This window comes from Pseudomonas sp. B111 (assembly GCF_026428275.1).
Taxonomy (GTDB): domain Bacteria; phylum Pseudomonadota; class Gammaproteobacteria; order Pseudomonadales; family Pseudomonadaceae; genus Pseudomonas; species Pseudomonas aeruginosa.
Genome location: NZ_CP097857.1, coordinates 845,741 through 862,727 on the forward strand (window position 1 = coordinate 845,741; position 16,987 = coordinate 862,727).

General features: G+C 67.8%; 16 protein-coding genes. All 16 read left to right on the plus strand.

What is annotated here, in order from left to right:
* The first annotated feature begins 19 nt into the window (after window positions 1–19).
* The 16 genes from M6E97_RS03880 (at window position 20) to M6E97_RS03955 (ending at window position 16,985) form a co-directional block, all read left to right on the plus strand.
* Window positions 20–1,006: an HOASN domain-containing protein gene (locus tag M6E97_RS03880; RefSeq protein WP_003110004.1), complete on the plus strand. Its 987-nt coding sequence runs from the start codon at window positions 20–22 to the stop codon at window positions 1,004–1,006.
* Between the two features lie 30 nt (window positions 1,007–1,036).
* A complete protein-coding gene (purB, locus tag M6E97_RS03885) occupies window positions 1,037–2,470 on the plus strand; it encodes an adenylosuccinate lyase (RefSeq protein ID WP_023092603.1) in 1,434 nt (477 codons plus the stop codon).
* Entirely contained in the window at window positions 2,470–3,921 is a 1,452-nt protein-coding gene (locus M6E97_RS03890; RefSeq protein ID WP_012613756.1) for a class-II fumarase/aspartase family protein, read from the plus strand. The genes purB and M6E97_RS03890 overlap by 1 nt, the downstream gene beginning before the upstream one ends.
* 49 nt (window positions 3,922–3,970) lie before the next feature.
* Window positions 3,971–5,044 carry a class I SAM-dependent methyltransferase gene (locus M6E97_RS03895; RefSeq protein ID WP_003092054.1) on the plus strand — a complete coding sequence of 358 codons (1,074 nt, stop codon included), beginning with the start codon at window positions 3,971–3,973 and terminating at the stop codon, window positions 5,042–5,044.
* 505 nt (window positions 5,045–5,549) lie between these two features.
* Entirely contained in the window at window positions 5,550–6,401 is an 852-nt protein-coding gene (locus M6E97_RS03900; protein ID WP_003130104.1) for an ABC transporter ATP-binding protein, read from the plus strand.
* Between the two features lie 40 nt (window positions 6,402–6,441).
* On the plus strand, window positions 6,442–7,449 hold the full coding sequence (locus M6E97_RS03905) for an ABC transporter substrate-binding protein (protein ID WP_023097315.1): 1,008 nt from the start codon (window positions 6,442–6,444) through the stop codon (window positions 7,447–7,449).
* A complete protein-coding gene (locus M6E97_RS03910; RefSeq protein ID WP_003112898.1) occupies window positions 7,446–8,222 on the plus strand; it encodes an ABC transporter permease in 777 nt (258 codons plus the stop codon). Before M6E97_RS03905 ends, M6E97_RS03910 begins: the two co-directional genes overlap by 4 nt.
* A 5-nt stretch (window positions 8,223–8,227) precedes the next feature.
* The gene (locus M6E97_RS03915) at window positions 8,228–8,989 is read left to right on the plus strand and encodes an SDR family oxidoreductase (protein WP_003112899.1); all 762 of its coding nucleotides are present in this window, start codon (window positions 8,228–8,230) and stop codon (window positions 8,987–8,989) included.
* Window positions 8,990–9,002: 13 nt separating this feature from the next.
* Window positions 9,003–9,533 carry a cupin domain-containing protein gene (locus M6E97_RS03920; protein ID WP_003112900.1) on the plus strand — a complete coding sequence of 177 codons (531 nt, stop codon included), beginning with the start codon at window positions 9,003–9,005 and terminating at the stop codon, window positions 9,531–9,533.
* A gap of 8 nt (window positions 9,534–9,541) precedes the next feature.
* Entirely contained in the window at window positions 9,542–10,411 is an 870-nt protein-coding gene (locus M6E97_RS03925) for an alpha/beta fold hydrolase (protein WP_003112901.1), read from the plus strand.
* Entirely contained in the window at window positions 10,404–11,237 is an 834-nt protein-coding gene (locus M6E97_RS03930) for an IclR family transcriptional regulator (RefSeq protein WP_003112902.1), read from the plus strand. The genes M6E97_RS03925 and M6E97_RS03930 overlap by 8 nt, the downstream gene beginning before the upstream one ends.
* Window positions 11,224–12,021, plus strand: coding sequence for an SDR family oxidoreductase (locus tag M6E97_RS03935; RefSeq protein WP_023111480.1), 798 nt, complete (start codon window positions 11,224–11,226; stop codon window positions 12,019–12,021). The genes M6E97_RS03930 and M6E97_RS03935 overlap by 14 nt, the downstream gene beginning before the upstream one ends.
* A complete protein-coding gene (locus tag M6E97_RS03940; protein WP_003130114.1) occupies window positions 12,014–13,696 on the plus strand; it encodes a thiamine pyrophosphate-binding protein in 1,683 nt (560 codons plus the stop codon). Before M6E97_RS03935 ends, M6E97_RS03940 begins: the two co-directional genes overlap by 8 nt.
* A 10-nt stretch (window positions 13,697–13,706) precedes the next feature.
* Entirely contained in the window at window positions 13,707–14,510 is an 804-nt protein-coding gene (locus M6E97_RS03945) for an aspartate dehydrogenase (protein ID WP_003130116.1), read from the plus strand.
* Window positions 14,511–14,521: 11 nt separating this feature from the next.
* The gene (locus M6E97_RS03950; RefSeq protein WP_023102925.1) at window positions 14,522–16,006 is read left to right on the plus strand and encodes an aldehyde dehydrogenase; all 1,485 of its coding nucleotides are present in this window, start codon (window positions 14,522–14,524) and stop codon (window positions 16,004–16,006) included.
* A gap of 13 nt (window positions 16,007–16,019) precedes the next feature.
* Window positions 16,020–16,985 (plus strand): VOC family protein, encoded by a 966-nt coding sequence (locus tag M6E97_RS03955; RefSeq protein ID WP_022579700.1) that lies wholly within the window; start codon window positions 16,020–16,022, stop codon window positions 16,983–16,985.
* Window positions 16,986–16,987 lie beyond the last annotated feature (2 nt).

The window sequence follows — 16,987 nt, forward strand, 5'->3', positions numbered from 1 at the left end:
CAAGAACAAGGAGTACAGGATGAATACCCGCAATTTTTCCCTGCCGCAGTTGCAGAACCTGCCCATCGATGAAGCACGCATCGTTGCCGATGCGCTGGCCGTCCACGCTACTTCCCGCCAGATCGATAGCGCCGCGAGCAAGCTGGCCGCGCTGGCCGAGGCAGGGCTCAAGGGCGACCGCCAGGCCTATGCCGCGTACCAGCAGTTGCTTTACGTCCTTTCGTTGAGCGACGACGTGGCGACCGCCCAGACCCGGCGCTGGCTGGCCCGGGCGATCTATCGCGTCGAAGAGCGTTTCATGCCCGCCGCCGATCTTTCCAGGGCGCTGTCCGAGGAGGATTTCCAGAAGCGTCTCGAACAGGAAATCGCCGCGCAGTCCCGCGAGCGGCACCCGATGTCGCAGTACGTGTTCTCCGGCTCGGCCTCCCGCGCGCAGCTCCAGGTGTTCCTCCGTCACCAGTGGTTCCGCACCTTCCGCCTGTACCGCGATGCGGCCGACCTGTTGGTCAACCTGACCGATGTGGACGAGGCCGCGGCGCTCGCGCGCTACCTCTATGGCGAGTTGGGCGAGGAAGACGAAAAGGGTTCGCATCCGCGCCTGCTGGCCAAGCTGCTCGAAGCCATCGGCCTGGAGGCGGACTTCCAGGCCGTCTCGACGATGCCCGAGGAAATCGCCTACCTGAACAATCGCGCCCGTGCCTTCCGGCATGCCGAGGTCGGTTGGGGGCTGGCGGTGTTCTACATCACCGAACTGGTCGTGCCGGGGAACCACGAAAAGCTCTATCGGGCCCTGCTCCAGGCCGGCCTGAGCGAGGACCAGGCGGAGTACTACAAGGTCCACATCAGCCTCGTACCGCCGCGGGCCAAGCGCGAATGGCAACTCATCGCGCGGCGGATTCCGGACGTGCAGTTCCAGAATGCGTTCCTGACCTCGCTATCGCAGCACTTCCGTGTGGAAAGGGCCTATTACGACGCGATCTGGGAAGAGATGCAGAGCGTCAAGTGACTTCCACCGGGACAAAGCGAGCACTCGAAAATGCCAAGTCACATTACGGAATCCCGTATACACGGGGGCGCCTACTCGTCCCCGGCATTCGCCGCGATCTTTTCCGATACCAACCAGGTGCGGAGGTGGCTGGATGTCGAGCGAGCCTTGGCGGCGACCCAGGCCGAGATGGGCATCATCCCCCACGAGGCGGCGCGGGAGATCGACCGCGCCGCCCAGGTGGAGCGCTTCGACCTCACCCAACTGGGCCGCGAAAGCCTGGAGACAGGGCACCTGCTGGTGCCTACCATCCGCGCCCTGGCGAGGTCGTGCGAGGGTAGCTGGGGGGAGTACGTGCACTATGGCGTGACCACCCAGGACATCCTCGACACCGGGCTGATGCTGCAGGTCAAGGAAGCCTGGGGCCATGCGCTCGGGCTCCTGCACTCGATCCGTGGCCATCTGCTGGCGCTTGCCCTGCGCCACCAGCACACGCCGATGGTTGCACGCACCCACGGGCAGCAGGCGCTGCCCACGACCTTCGGCTACAAGGTCGCCGTCTGGGTGGATGAAATCGACCGTCACCTGGCGCGCTTCGACGAAGCGCGCGAACGCGTCCTGGTCGGCAACCTGACCGGTGCCGTGGGAACCCTGGCGTCGTTCGGCGCCCAGGGCTTCGAGCTACAGCGGCGAACCCTGGCCAGGCTTGGCCTCGGCGCGCCGTCGACCAGTTGGCACAGCGCCCGGGACCGGGTGCTGGAGGTTGCCGGGTTGCTGGTCCAGGTGTCGGTGACGCTGGGCCGGGTGGCGAACGAGATCTACCACCTGCAGCGCAGCGAAATCGACGAGGTACGCGAGGGCAGCCGGCCGGGACAGGTGGGCAGCAGCACCATGCCGCACAAGCGGAACCCGTCGTCGGTCGACCTGGTCAGCGCGCTGTCGCGGCTGGTGCGGGCGCAGATGGTGGCGCTCACCGATGCCGCGTTCCAGTTGCACGAGCGCGACGGCACCGCCTGGCGCATCGAGTGGGCGGCGTTGCCGGAGCTGTTCGTCTACGCCGGCGCCTTGCTGACCCGCATGGAGGCGGTGCTGGCCGAGGGGCTCGAGGTGCGCGAGGAACGCATGCGCACCAACCTCGACCTGCTGGGTGGGCTGATCCTGTCGGAGCGGGTCATGCTCGCGCTGGCGGGGCAGTTCGGCAAGCAGACCGCCCACGAACTGCTCCATGAGATAACCCAGGCCTCCCAGCGGCAGGGCGTTCCGTTCCGCGAGGCGCTGCTCGGGCAGCCAAGGTTGCGCGGCTGTTTCAGCGCCGAGGCGCTCGAAGAACTGCTCGACCCCGTCGGCTACGTCGGCCTCGCCGCGGAGATGGTCGACCTGGTCGCCGGCAAACCACGAACCGGCGCGTCGGGCGACAGGCCCGAAGGCGCCGCCTCTTCCCAAGGAAATCCCGGTCAGTCCCAGTACGTGATGGAGGATAGGTGATGGATGCTGAATCGCTGGAAATGCTTGCCCGTTCCTCGTGCACCGCGCATCCGCAGAGCTTCGGCGGCGCACCGGCCGAGTCGTCCTGCAAGCACGAACACAGTCACATCGTTGACTCTAAAACCCATGGCGGCGGCTACGCCGGTCCGGTGAGCCGGCGGATCTTCTGTAGCCACTGCCGCCTGCAACGCTGGCTCGACGTGGAGGCGGCGCTGGCGCTGGCGCAGGCCGATGTCGGCGTCATCCCGCCCGAGGCCGCGCTGGAGATCGCGAAGGCCGCCAGGCTTTCGGCCGTCGACCTGCAGCAGATCGCCGAGGGTGTGGCCAGCACCGGGCACTCGCTGATGCCCCTGCTGGGTGCGCTGCAACGGAACTGCAGCCCCAGCGCGCGCGAGTACGTGCATTTCGGCGCGACCACGCAGGATATCCAGGACACCGCGCAGTCCCTGGAAATGCGCGATGTGCTGGATGAAACGGAGCGGGCGCTGGACATCCTCCTGGACCGGCTCTCGGTGCTGGCGAGCGGGACCCGCAATGCGCTGATGGTCGCCAGGACCCACTCGATCCCGGCGTTGCCAACCACCTTCGGGCTGAAGGTGGCCGGCTGGATCGACGAGTTGCTGCGTCACCGCGAACGCCTGGGCGAGGCGCGCAAGCGGATTCTGGTGGTGCAACTGTTCGGCGGCGTGGGCACGATGGCCGCCTTCGGCGACGAGGCCATGCTCCTGCTCGAAAGCTTCGCGCGGCGGCTGTCGCTGGACGTGCCGCTGGCGGGTTGGCACGTGTCCCGCGACCGGGTTACCGAGTTCGTCAGTACCCTGGCCATGGTCACCGCGTCCCTGGCGCGGATCGCCGACGAGATCCGCACCCTGAACCGCTGGGAGATCGGCGAGCTGGAGGTGGGCTGGACGCAGCAGCAGATCGGTAGCAGCACCATGCCCCACAAGCGCAATCCGGAAGGCTGCGAGCAGGTCGTGGTGCTGGCCCGGCTGGCCAAGGCCCAGGTCCTGCTCGCGCTGGACGCCATGATCCTCGAGCACGAGCGGGACTACCGCGGCACGCGCCTGGAATGGTGTGCGGTGGCGGACGTTTCCCACTATGCGCTGATGGCGCTGTCGCTGCTGACCGACACCATCGACGGGCTCACGGTCCACGACGAGACCATGGCGCGGACGGCGAATGCATACAGCGATGCGATCTGTACCGAGGCGTTCGTCTTCGAGATGGCCAAGCAACTGGGCAAGAGCAGCGCTTACGAAATCATCTTCGAGATCACCCAGGCCTGCCAGCGCAAGCGGATTCCGATGCGCCAGGCGCTCGAGTCGGATCCGCGGGTGGGCGCCGTCATGCCGAAGGAAACCCTGGCCAGGCTGTTCGAGCCGCGGACCCATCTCGGCATGGCCGGGACCATCGTCGACAAGGTGCTGGACAAGGTCGCCAGCCACCACTGAATCACCCGCCGCCAGAGGCGACGGTACTGCACATCAACGGAGAACAAGAATGACAAAGGCTAACGAGATCGAAACCGCGAAGGTCAAGCAGTTTTCAGCGCGGATCATGGAGGACTACGGCAATACCCTGCGCGGCGCGATGCTCTACATCGGCGACCGCCTGGGGCTGTTCAAGGCGCTCGCCCATGGCCAATGGGTGACCCTGGAGGAGCTGGCGCAGCAGACCGGCTACACCACCCGCTACCTGCGCGAATGGCTGGGCAGCATGGTCACCGGCAACTACCTGGCCTACGATCCGCAGAGCAGGAGCTATCGGTTGCCGGCCGAGTTCGTCCCGGTGCTCGCCGACGAGGACTCGCCTTATTTCGCCGGCGGGATCATCCAGTTGAGCGTGCCCTTCGTGAGCATGGCGCCGAAGATCATCGAGGCCTTCCGCTGCGGCGGCGGTTGCCCCGAGGAATCCTTCCCGCTGGAAACCTGGGAAGGCATGGAGCGCATGACCATGCCCTGGTACAAGCACTTCCTCGTGCAGCACTGGATTCCTTCGCTGGATGGCGTCAAGGAAAAGCTCCAGGCGGGTGGCAGCGTGCTCGATTTCGGCTGCGGCAGCGGGCTGGCCGCGATCATGATGGCCAAGGCGTTCCCCGAAGCCCAGGTCTATGGCTGTGACTTCCACGCGCCGTCTATCGAACGCGCGCGGGCGAACGCCGAGGCTGCGGGGGTCGGCGACCGGGTGCGCTTCGAGGTCAGCGATTCCGATGCGCTGGCGGGCAAGAAGTTCGACTTCGTCACGACCTTCGTGGTCATCCACGACGCGACCGACCCGCAGCAGATGATGAAGGACCTGCGCGAGTCGACCGCCGACGATGGGACCTACCTGATGGTGGAGCTCAACCTGTCGCAGGAACTGCACGAGAACATGAACCTGTTCGGTCGCGTGATGTACCCGCAGAGCACGCTGTATTGCATGACCTGTTCGCTGTCCCACGGCGGCGAGGGCCTCGGCGCCTTCATGGGCGAGGACCGCGCGCGGCAGATGGCCGAGGCCGCCGGCTTCAGTCGCTTCCGCAAGGTGCCTTCGGAGTGGCCGCCGCTGCCGGCGCTGTTCGAACTGCGACCCTGAGGTTGCACGCCCGGAGTCGCCTGGCGCGGCTCCGGGGCGAGGGTGGCGTCCGCGCCACCCGCAGCCCGGTGTGTCCGGGACCGCCGCAGTCGTTTCGTCCCTGTCTGCCTCGGCCTGAAGTCTTCGCTGCGAAGACCCTCGTCCTTATATAAGCAGGGGAGTTGCTGCGATCAGAGGTCGAGAGCCTGCGGCACTCGTTCAAGCGAGCGATGTGGCTGTCAGGAAACCTTCCCCTGTTACCGAATGGAGCAATGTTGCTCCTTGTGTGTGCAACAACGCCCCACTTCCCGGAAGCCTGGCGAACCGCGTGAAAACCGTTCGGAGCGCCTTTCGTCGCAGGATTCCTCGGTAATTCTCCGCGCTTTAATTCAACTCTCTGATTTTAAAAGTTTAATACTCGAAACAAGGCTGTTTCGCCGGTGAACTTTCATCTGGCATGGCTTCTGCAAGTTTTATATTTAAAACGATGTTTCATATATAAAACAATACAAGAGGCTTAGTCCAGATGAGAGCGACGTCGTTGAGCATCCTCACTTCCGAGCATTCGCTACCTGTAGCCGCTCCTGCGGATAGCCGTCTCGAAATCGAATTCCGCGGCGTCGCCAAGCATTTTCCGGGCCGCGGCAAAAGCGCGGCGACCCTCGCGGTGCAGGGGCTCGACCTGGCCATCCGCCGCGGCGAGGTGGTGTCCATCATCGGGCCGTCCGGTTGCGGCAAGAGCACCCTGCTGAACATGGGGGCGGGTCTCTACGCACCCAGCGAAGGCGAGGTGCGGGTCGGCGGCGAGCGGGTCAGCGGTCCGGTACGCAAGGTCTCTTTCATGTTGCAGAAGGACCTGCTGATGCCCTGGCGCAGCATTCGCCGCAACATCGAGCTGGGCCTGGAGATCGACGGTCGCGCGGCCGGCGAACGGCGCGCCATCGCCGAGGAAATGCTGGAGAAGTGCCACCTCGCCGGTTTCGCCGAGCACTATCCGTTCCAGCTTTCCGGCGGCATGCGCCAACGCGCCGCCCTGGCCCGAACCCTGGCCACCGACCCGCAGGTGCTGTTCCTCGACGAGCCGTTCTCGGCCCTCGACGCGCAGACCAAGATGATCCTCCAGCAGGACCTGGCGCGGATGCTCTGCGAGCAACGCAAGACCGCGCTGTTCATTACCCACGACCTGGTCGAGGCGATCGCCATGTCCGATCGCATCCTGGTGATGAGCGCGCGGCCGGGCACCATCGTCGAGGAGATCGAGGTCGGCCTGCCGCTGCGCGACAACCCGCTGGAGCGCCGCAAGCTGCCGGAGATCGGGCCGCTGGTCGGGCGCCTGATGACCCTGCTGAAAGTGGGCGAGAGCGCCGAGCTGCACTGATCGCCGCCTGCCGATCCGAATTCCGCTACAGGAGCCGCTGATGTCCAAGTCATTGCTCAACGCCGCATTGTGCGGCGCGTTGTTCGCCGCCGGCCTGTCCGTCCAGGCCGCCCCGCGGGAAGTCACCTACCTGCTGCCGGCACCGCCGAACTCGCCGGCCTTCGCACCCTGGGTGATCGCCCGGGAGAAGGGCTACTACGCCGACCTGGGCCTGAAGGTGACCTTCGTCGCCGGCAAGGGCGGGGTCGACGTGGCCAAGCAGATCGGCGCCGGCAACGCACCGGTCGGCGGCGCCATCGGCGATACGCCGATCGTGGTGCGCGCCAACGGCATCCCGGTGAAAGCCGTGGCGGTGCTCGGTGCCGGCGGGGTGACCATGATCGCCACCGATGGCACGGCCGGTATCGACAGCGTCAAGGACCTCAAGGGCAAGACCCTGACCGTGATGTCCTACTCCGACACCACCTACTACGCCCTGCTGGCGTCGATGCGCAAGGCTGGCCTGGGCAAGTCCGACGTGGACATCCAGGCGGCCGGCCCATCCGGCGTCTGGCAACTGTTCTCCGCCGGCCGCTCGCAGGCCATGGCCGGCGTGCCGGACTGGGTGGTGAGTGCCGAGGACGCCGGCCGGCAGGTGAAGTTGCTGCCGGGCAGCGAGGTGTTCGAGAGCATGGCCCAGGCGATCCTCGCCTCGGACGAGGCCATCGAGAAGCAGCCTGAGGTGGTCGGCGGGGTGGTCAGGGCGACCCTCATGGGCATGCGCGACATCATCGCCGACCCAAGGCAGGCCGCCGCCACCTTCGCTGCCGCGGTGCCCGCCTACAAGGGCCGCGAGGCCAGCCTGGAACGGGTCCTGCGGCTCTATGTCGAGCACGTCTACGCCAACCAGCAGCCGCTCGGGCACATCGATCCGCAGCGCCTGGACAAGGTTCGCAGGTTCTACGTCAGCGAAGGCATCGTCGGCCGCGAGACGCCGCTGGACGAGCTTTACACCAACCGTTTCGTCGAGTCCGCCGACCTGACCGCGCAGCACGGAGCCCGCCCATGAACCTCTCCACCAGACCCTTGCTCGGCAGTCTCGCGCTGTTGTTCCTGTTCCTCGCTGCCTGGCAGTGGGGGCCCGGCCTGCTCGGCATGCCCGAGTTCGTCCTGCCGGGGCTGAGCCGGGTGGCGGCGGAGGGCGTGGCCATGTGGCACGGCGCCGGACTGCTGGAGCACACGGCGATCACCAGCCTGGAGATCGTCGTCGGTTTCGCCCTGGGCGCGCTGCTTGGCGTGAGCATCGGCGTTGCCCTCGGCCTGTCGCCGACCACCGAGGCCATGCTCTCGCCCTACATCCTGGCGCTGCAGATCGCGCCGAAGGTGGCCTTCGCCCCGCTGTTCGTGATGTGGCTGGGCTATACGGTGTACCCGAAGATCCTCATCGCCGTGCTGATCGTGTTCTTCCCGGTGATGATCAACGTGCTCTCGGCCATCCGCACCGTCGACCCGGACATGATTAACCTGGTGCGCGCGATGAGCGCCAGCCGTTGGCAGATCTTCCGCCTGGTGGAGTTCCCCTCGGCGATGGCCGCGCTGTTCTCCGGCCTGCGCATCGCCTCCACCCTGGCGGTGATCGGCGTCACCGTCGGCGAGCTGGTGGGCGGCAACAAGGGCCTCGGCTTCCTGCTGGTGGATGCCGAAGGGCAGGGCAACACCGCCGGGGTGTTCGTCGCCATCGTCATGCTCACCCTGATCGGCGTGCTCGCCTATGGCGCGGTGGTCTGGGCCGAGAAGCGCGTCCTGCATTACCTGCCGAAAGCCAACCTGGGCACGGTGTGAACGCCATGAGCCAGAACTCTCTTCTCGACGGTCGCCGCGTGCTTCTCACCGGCGGCGCCCGCGGCCTCGGCTACGCCTTCGCCGAAGCGGCGGCACGCGCCGGCGCCCGGGTGGTGATCGCCGACATCCTGGAGGAACGCGTGCAGCGCTCCGCCCGTGAACTCGCCGAGCAGGGCCTGGATATCAGCGGCCTGCCACTGGACCTGGCCGACCCGGTTTCGATCGAGCGCTGCGTGGCCGCGGCGGTCGAGCGCCTGGGCGGTCTCGACGGCCTGGTGAACAACGCCTCCATCACCAACTCCGGCGGCAAGAGCTGCGAAGAACTGGAGATCGAGGTGTTCGACCGGGTGCTCCAGGTCAACGTGCGCGGCACCTGGCTGATGACCCGTGCCTGCCTGCCGGCGCTGCGCGAGTCCGGACGTGGCGCGGTGGTCAACCTGGCCTCCGACACCCCGCTGTGGGGCGCGCCCAACCTGCTCGCCTACAGCGCCAGCAAGGGCGCGCTGATCGCCATGACCCGCAGCCTGGCCCGCGAGCTGGGCGGCGACGGCATCACCGTCAACGCCATCGCTCCCGGACTGGTGGAGGTCGAGGCCACCGAGTACGTGCCGGCCGCCCGCCACCGGCTCTACCGCGAGCAGCGCGCGCTCCAGCGCGGCCAACAGCCGGCGGATGTCTGCGGCGCGGTGCTGTTCGCCCTTTCCGACCTTTCCCGCTTCATCACTGGACAAACCTTGCCGGTCAACGGCGGGTTCGTCATGCCCTGATCCGGAGGACTCCATGACCGATCTGAACCAGAACGCCCCGAAATCCTGGGACCGCCCCGAAGGCGCCAGCTTCGAGGAGTGGTGCAACACCCGCATCGCCCGTTACTCCACCCGCAAGTACGACTGGAACGCGCTGAAGTTCCAGGCCGACTACGACCCCAGGTTCCGCCGCGCGCAGATGCGCTACATCGGCACCGGCGGCACCGGTGTGGCCAGTGACATGAACACCATTCCGTCCGAGCACTTCACCTTTTCCACCATGGTCATCCCGGCGGGTCACGAAGGCCCGCCGCACCTGCACATCGACGTCGAGGAAGTGTTCTTCGTCCTGCGCGGCAAGCTCAAGGTGGTGCTGGAGAAGGACGGCGAGCGCTTCGAGACCATCCTCACCGACCGCGACGTGATTTCCGTGCCGCCGGGCGTGTACCGCGAGGAGATCAACATCGGCGACGAGGATGCGCTGATGTGCGTGATGCTCGGTGCGAAGAAGCCGATCACCCCGACCTACCCGCCGGAGCACCCTCTGGCGAGCATCAAGCGCTGAGGCCGCCGATGAACATGGCGCAGACCCACACCCCCGTCCCGAACCTGCAACAGCGCTTTCCCGAGCGGCTGGTGCAACTGGCCGACGGCGCCCAGCTGGCCATCCGCGAATGCGGCCAGGGCCCGGTGGTGGTGCTGTTGCACGGCATCGGTTCGGGCTCGGCGTCCTGGCTGCATTGCGCCCAGCGCCTGGCCGCCGGCAATCGGGTGATCGCCTGGGACGCGCCGGGTTACGGCCTGTCCACGCCGCTGCCGCCGGCCCGGCCCAAGGCCTGCGACTACGCCGCGTGCCTGGAGCTGCTGCTGGATGCGCTGGGCGTGGAGAGCTGCCTGCTGGTGGGCCACTCCCTCGGCGCGCTGATGGCCACGGCCTACGCCGCCGGCATCGGCGCGGCGCGGGTGCGCCGCCTGGTGCTGCTCAGCCCGGCGCGCGGCTACGGCGCCGCCGAGCTGCGCGACAGCGGCGCCCAGGTGCGCCGCCAGCGCCTGGAGAACCTGGAGCGCTTCGGTATCGACGGCATGGCCAGCGAGCGCACCGCGCGCCTGCTCGGCCGCAACCCCAGCGAGGAGGCCCTGGCCTGGGTGCGCTGGAACATGGCGCGGCTCAACCCCGAGGGCTACCGCCAGGCCGTCGAGCTGCTCTGCGGCGACGACCTGCTGGGCAACGGGCAGCCTGCCGCTCCTTGCGAGGTGCATTGCGGCGAGGACGACGGCATCACCACGCCCGAGAGTTGCGGCGCCATCGCCCGCCAGCTCGGCGCGTCGTTCTCGTCGATTCCCGGGGCCGGCCACGCCAGCCCGATCGAACAACCCGAAGTGGTCGCAGGACGCATCGGCCACGCGCAACGCCTCTCTCTTGAAGGAACCGCCAATGGATAAGTCAGACGATTCGCAAGACAAGTACATCGTGCCTGGCCTCGAACGCGGCCTGCTGCTGCTCTGCGAGTTCAGCCGGAAGGACCGTACCCTGACGGCGCCGGAGTTGGCGCGGCGCCTGAAGCTGCCGCGCTCGACCATCTTCCGCCTGCTGACCACCCTGGAGGCCATGGGCTTCGTCACCCGCAACGGCAACGAGTACCGCCTGGGCATGGCGGTGTTGCGCCTGGGCTTCGAGTACCTGGCCTCGCTGGAGCTGACCGAACTCGGCCAGCCGCTGCTGAACCGCCTGTGCGACGAGATCCGCTACCCCTGCAACCTGGTGGTGCGCGACGGCCGTTCGATCGTCTACGTGGCCAAGGTTTCGCCATCCACCCCGCTGAGCAGCTCGGTGAACGTCGGGACCCGGTTGCCGGCCCACGCCACGGTGCTCGGCCGCATCCTGCTGCAGGACCTGAGCCTGGGCGAGCTGCGCGAGCTGTACCCGGAGGAGCAGCTGGAGCAGTTCTCGCCGAACACCCCGCGCAGCGTGCTGGAACTCTTCGACATGGTCCAGGGCGACCGCCAGCGTGGCTTCGTCCAGGGCGAGGGGTTCTTCGAGGCGAGCATCTCCACCGTCGCGGCGCCGGTACGTGATCACAGCGGTCGCGTCATCGCGGCGATGGGGGCGACCATCGCCGCCGGGCATATCGACCCGGAACGCATCGAGGGACTGGTCAGCCGGGTGCGCAGCAGCGCCGACGAGCTGTCGTACCTGCTCGACTACCGCGCCGACGGCCAGGACAACGTCACCCCGATCTTCCGGAGTCGCCCGCATGAAACCGTATGACCTGTCCAAGGCGGTGGCGGTGGTCACCGGCGGTTCCTCCGGGATCGGCCTGGCCACGGTGGAACTGCTGCTGGAGGCAGGCGCCGCCGTGGCTTTCTGCGCTCGCGACGGCGAGCGCCTGCGTGCCGCCGAGTCCGCGCTACGCCAGCGCTTCCCCGGGGCGCGCCTGTTCGCCAGTGTCTGCGACGTGCTGGATGCGTTGCAGGTGCGCGCCTTCGCCGAAGCCTGCGAGAGAACGCTGGGGTGCGCCAGCATCCTGGTGAACAACGCCGGCCAGGGCCGCGTCTCGACCTTCGCCGAGACCACGGACGAGGCCTGGAGCGAGGAACTGCAACTGAAGTTCTTTTCCGTCATCCACCCGGTACGCGCTTTCCTGCCGCAACTGGAAAGCCGCGCCGACGCGGCCATCGTCTGCGTCAACTCGCTGCTGGCCAGCCAGCCGGAGCCGCACATGGTGGCTACCAGCGCGGCCCGCGCCGGGGTGAAGAACCTGGTGCGCTCCATGGCCTTCGAGTTCGCGCCTAAGGGCGTACGGGTCAACGGCATCCTCATCGGCCTGGTCGAGTCCGGCCAGTGGCGGCGCCGTTTCGAAGCCCGCGAAGAGCGCGAGCTGGACTGGGCGCAATGGACCGCGCAGCTGGCGCGGAACAAGCAGATTCCCCTGGGACGCCTGGGCAAGCCGATCGAGGCGGCCCGCGCCATCCTGTTCCTCGCATCTCCCCTGTCTGCCTATACGACGGGCAGTCATATCGACGTTTCCGGAGGGTTGTCCCGTCATGCGTAACGCAAGCCAAGTCACCGTCGGCGCCGCCATCGCCGCCTTCCTCGAACAGTGCGAGGTGAAGGCCGCCTTCGGGGTGATCTCGATCCACAACATGCCGATCCTCGATGCCTTCGCCAGCCGCGGCAACATCCGTTTCGTGATGGCCCGCGGCGAGGCCGGGGCGGCCAACATGGCCGATGCCTACGCCCGCACCAGCGGTGGCTTGGGCGTGTGCCTGACCAGCACCGGAACCGCCGCCGGCAACGCTGCCGGGGCGCTGGTCGAGGCGCTCACTGCCGGCACCCCGCTGCTGCACCTGACCGGGCAGATCGAAACCCCCTACCTGGATCGGAGCCTCGCCTACATCCACGAGGCGCCGGACCAGTTGAGCATGCTCAAGGCCATCTCCAAGGCGGCCTTCCGCGTGCGCAGCGTCGACACCGCCATCAGCACCCTCAAGCTGGCCGTGCAAACCGCCCTGACCGCGCCCGCCGGCCCGGTGAGCGTGGAAATCCCGATCGATATCCAATCGGCGCTGATCAACCTGCCGGCCGACCTGTCGCCGCTGCCGGTGCCGGTGGCCAGGCCCTCCGAGCAAGCCCTGGACGACCTAGCCGAGCGTTTCGCCCAGGCGCGGCGACCGATGCTCTGGCTGGGGGGCGGTGCCCGGCATGCCGGCCCGCAGGTACAACGCCTGCTGGCCATGGGCGTGGGCGTGGTCACCAGCACCCAGGGGCGTGGCATCGTCCCGGAAGACGACACGCGTTCCCTCGGCGCCTTCAACCTGAACAAACCGGTGGAGCGGTTCTACCAGAGCTGCGACGCCATGCTCGTGGTGGGCTCGCGCCTGCGCGGCAACGAAACCCTCAAGTACGAACTCAAGCTCCCGCGTCCGCTTTACCGGGCAGACGCCGATGCCACGGCGGAGGGCCGCTGCTACCCCAGCGATTTCTTCGTCTGCGGCGATTCCGAACGGGTCCTCAAGGGGCTCGCCGACCGCCTGGAAGGGCGCCTGTCGGTGGACCCGGCCTTCGCCGCGGATCTCGCCGCCGCGCGCAACCAGGCCCGCGCCCAGTTGGTGGACGGCCTTGGCCCCTACGCTTCGCTGGTGGAGCAACTGCAGGCGCTGGCCGGCCGCAATTTCAACTGGGTGCGCGACGTCACCGTCTCCAACAGCACCTGGGGCAACCGCCACCTGAATATCTTCAGCCCCCGCGCCGGCGTCCACGCCCTCGGCGGTGGCATCGGCCAGGGCCTGGCCATGGGCATCGGCGCGGCGGTCGGCGCGGCGGAAACCGCGCCTGGGCGCAAGACCTTCGTGCTCGCCGGCGACGGCGGCTTCATCCTCAACCTGGGCGAACTGGCCACCGCCGTGCAGGAGCGGGCCGACATGCTCATCGTGCTGATGAACGACCAGGGTTACGGGGTGATCAAGAACATCCAGGACGCCGCCTACGGTGGCCGCCGCTGCTACGTCGACCTGCACACCCCGGACTACGCCCAACTGTCGGCTTCCCTCGGCCTGCGTCATGCCAAGGTCAGCGATCTGAAGGATTTCAGCGCCGTGCTCGATGGCGCCCTGGCCGAGCCAGGTCCCTTCCTGCTGGAGGTGGACATGCTCGCGGTGGGCAGCTTCAAGAGCATTTTCGCCGGCCCGCCGACCAACGATGCCAAGACCGACAAGGCCACCGCCTGAGGCTCTCGCCATGCTGAATATCGTCATGATCGGCTGCGGCGCCATCGGCGCCGGCGTCCTGGAACTGTTGGAAAACGATCCGCAACTGAGGGTCGATGCGGTGATCGTTCCTCGCGACTCCGAGACCCAGGTCCGCCATCGCCTGGCCAGCCTGCGCCGGCCGCCGCGGGTACTCAGCGCGCTGCCGGCCGGAGAGCGCCCCGATCTTCTGGTGGAGTGCGCCGGGCACCGCGCCATCGAGCAGCACGTGCTGCCGGCGCTGGCCCAAGGCATTCCCTGCCTGGTGGTCTCGGTGGGCGCGCTGTCCGAGCCGGGCCTGGTGGAGCGCCTGGAAGTCGCGGCGCAAGCCGGAGGCAGCCGCATCGAGCTGCTGCCCGGCGCCATCGGCGCCATCGATGCGCTGTCGGCGGCCAGGGTCGGTGGCCTCGAGTCGGTGCGCTACACCGGGCGCAAGCCGGCGAGCGCCTGGCTGGGGACGCCGGGCGAGACGGTCTGCGACCTGCAGCGCCTGGAGAAGGCGCGGGTGATCTTCGACGGCAGCGCCCGCGAGGCGGCGCGGCTCTATCCGAAGAACGCCAATGTCGCCGCCACCCTGTCGCTCGCCGGCCTCGGCCTGGACCGCACCCAGGTGCGCCTGATCGCCGACCCCGAAAGCTGCGAGAACGTGCACCAGGTGGAAGCCAGCGGCGCCTTCGGCGGCTTCGAACTGACCTTGCGTGGCAAACCGCTGGCGGCCAACCCGAAGACATCGGCGCTGACCGTGTACAGCGTGGTCCGAGCGTTGGGCAACCACGCCCACGCGATTTCGATCTAGGGACGACTACCGTGATTGACCTGAACCCGATCCAACCCATCTGCATCGCCGGCGAGTGGCGAGCGGGCGGCGGCGACCTCTACGAAAGCCTCTATCCGGCCACCGGCGAGGCCGTCGCCCGCCTGCATGCGGCCAGCCTGGAGGACGTGGAGGAAGCCATGGCCGGCGCCCACCGCGCCTTCCGTGAGAGCGGCTGGGCCCAGCGCAAGCCTCATGAGCGGGCCACCGTGCTTTATCGTATCGCCGCGCTGATCCGCGAGCGCAGCGAAGAACTGGCGCAGTTGCAGCGCCTGGACAACGGCAAGCCGATCAGGGAAACCCGCAACCTGGTGGCCAGCGCCGCCGCCACCTTCCAGTTCTTCGCCGCCGCCTGCGAGACCCTGGAGGAAAGCATCACGCCGTCGCGCGGCGACTTCGTCAGCATGAGCGTGTACGAGCCCATGGGCGTGGTGGTTGCCATCACCCCGTGGAACTCGCCCATCGCCTCCGAGGCGCAGAAGCTCGCCCCGGCCCTGGCCGCCGGCAACGCGGTGGTGGTCAAGCCGGCCGAGATCACCCCGCTGGCCGCCCTGGCGCTGGCGCGCATCTGCGATGAGGCCGGCCTGCCGCGTGGGCTGGTCAGCGTGCTGCCGGGCAAGGGCGCGCTGATCGGCGATGCCCTGACCCGCCACCCCCTGGCCAGGCGCGTATCCTTCACCGGCGGCACCCGCACCGGCAAGCACATCGCGCGCATCGCCGCCGACAAGATGATGCCGGTGTCCCTGGAACTGGGCGGCAAGTCGCCGACCATGGTGCTGGCCGACGCCGATCTCGACCACGCGGTGGCCGGCGTGCTCTATGGCATCTTCAGCTCCAGCGGCGAATCCTGCATTGCCGGCTCGCGGTTGTTCGTCGCCAGCGAGCGCTACGACGAATTCATGGAGCGCCTGGCCACCGGCGCCGCGGCCCTGCGCGTCGGCGACCCGGCCGACGAGCGCACCCAGATGGGCCCGCTGATCAGCGCGCGGCACCGCGAGTCGGTGGAGCGCTATGTCGAGATGGGCGTGGCCGAGGGCGGTCGCCTGCGCACGGGGGGCGTACGTCCCCATGGCGCAGCCTTCGATCGTGGCTACTTCTACACCCCGACCATTATCGAGGGGCTCACCAATGGCGCCCGCCTGTGCCGGGAAGAGGTCTTCGGCCCGGTGCTGGTGGCCATGCCTTTCGCCAGCGAAGAGGCCCTGATCGAGGAGGCCAACGACAGCTGCTACGCGCTGGCCGCCGGCATCTGGACCCGCGACTTCCAGCGCGCCTGGCGGCTCGGCCGCGCCGTGCAGGCCGGCACCGTGTGGATCAACACCTACAAGCAGTTCTCCATCTCCACCCCCTTCGGCGGCTGGCGCGACAGCGGCCTGGGCCGCGAAAAGGGCCGCCTGGGGATACTCCAGTACATGGAGCAGAAGAGCCTCTACTGGGGCCTGAACGAACAGCCGCTGGCCTGGGCCGGCAGCCACTGATGAGGAAGACGCGATGAGCGTATCGGGAATCGACGAAATCACCTACGGCGTGGAAGACCTGGCCACCAGTGCGAGTTTCTTCGCCGACTGGGGCCTGGCGCAGGTCGAGGCGAGCGAGGACCAGGTGGTCTTCGAAAGCCTCAACGGCTGCCGCGTGATAGTCGCGGCGCGGGACAAGCCCGGCCTGCCGCCGGCCATCGAGGAAGGCTCGACCCTGCGTGAAGTGGTCTGGGGTGTGGAGAGCGAGGCGGACCTCAAGCGGTACGCCGAGCGCATCGCCAATGATCCCGGCTTCATCGAGGGCGAGGGCCGTATCGGCTGCACCGACCCGAACGGTCTGGCCGTGCGCCTGCAGGTCACCCGTAAACGCGACATCCAGGTGGCCTGCGGCCAGTCCAACACCTGGCAGTTCAAGGGCCGGATCAACCAGGCCAGCCCCATCTACGAGCGTGCGCAGCCCGTCGAAGTCGGCCACGTGGTGTTCTTCGTCAAGGACGTCAACGCCTGCGAACGCTTCTACCGCGAGCGCTTCGGCTTCGTCTGCTCCGATCGCTATCCGAATCGCGGCGCCTTCCTGCGTTGCGCGGAGGAGGGCGGCCACCACGACCTGTTCATGCTGCAACTGCCGCAACCGCGCGCCGGCCTGAACCACGTGGCGTTCACCGTGCGCGATATCCATGAGGTGTTCGGCGGCGGCATGCACATCGCCCGCTGCGGCTGGGATACCGAGATCGGCCCGGGTCGGCATCCGGTGTCCTCGGCGTACTTCTGGTACTTCCGGAACCCCGCCGGCGCCCTCGTCGAGTACTACGCCGACGAGGACCAACTGACCGGCGAGTGGCAGGCCCGCGAGTTCGAACCTGGCCCTACGGTGTTCGCCGAATGGGCCATCGCCGGTGGCCTGGACGGCAATACCCGGCGACAGAAAAGCGTCGAGGCACCGCAGGGCCGGTTCCTCACCGACAAACCCAGGAGTTGAGA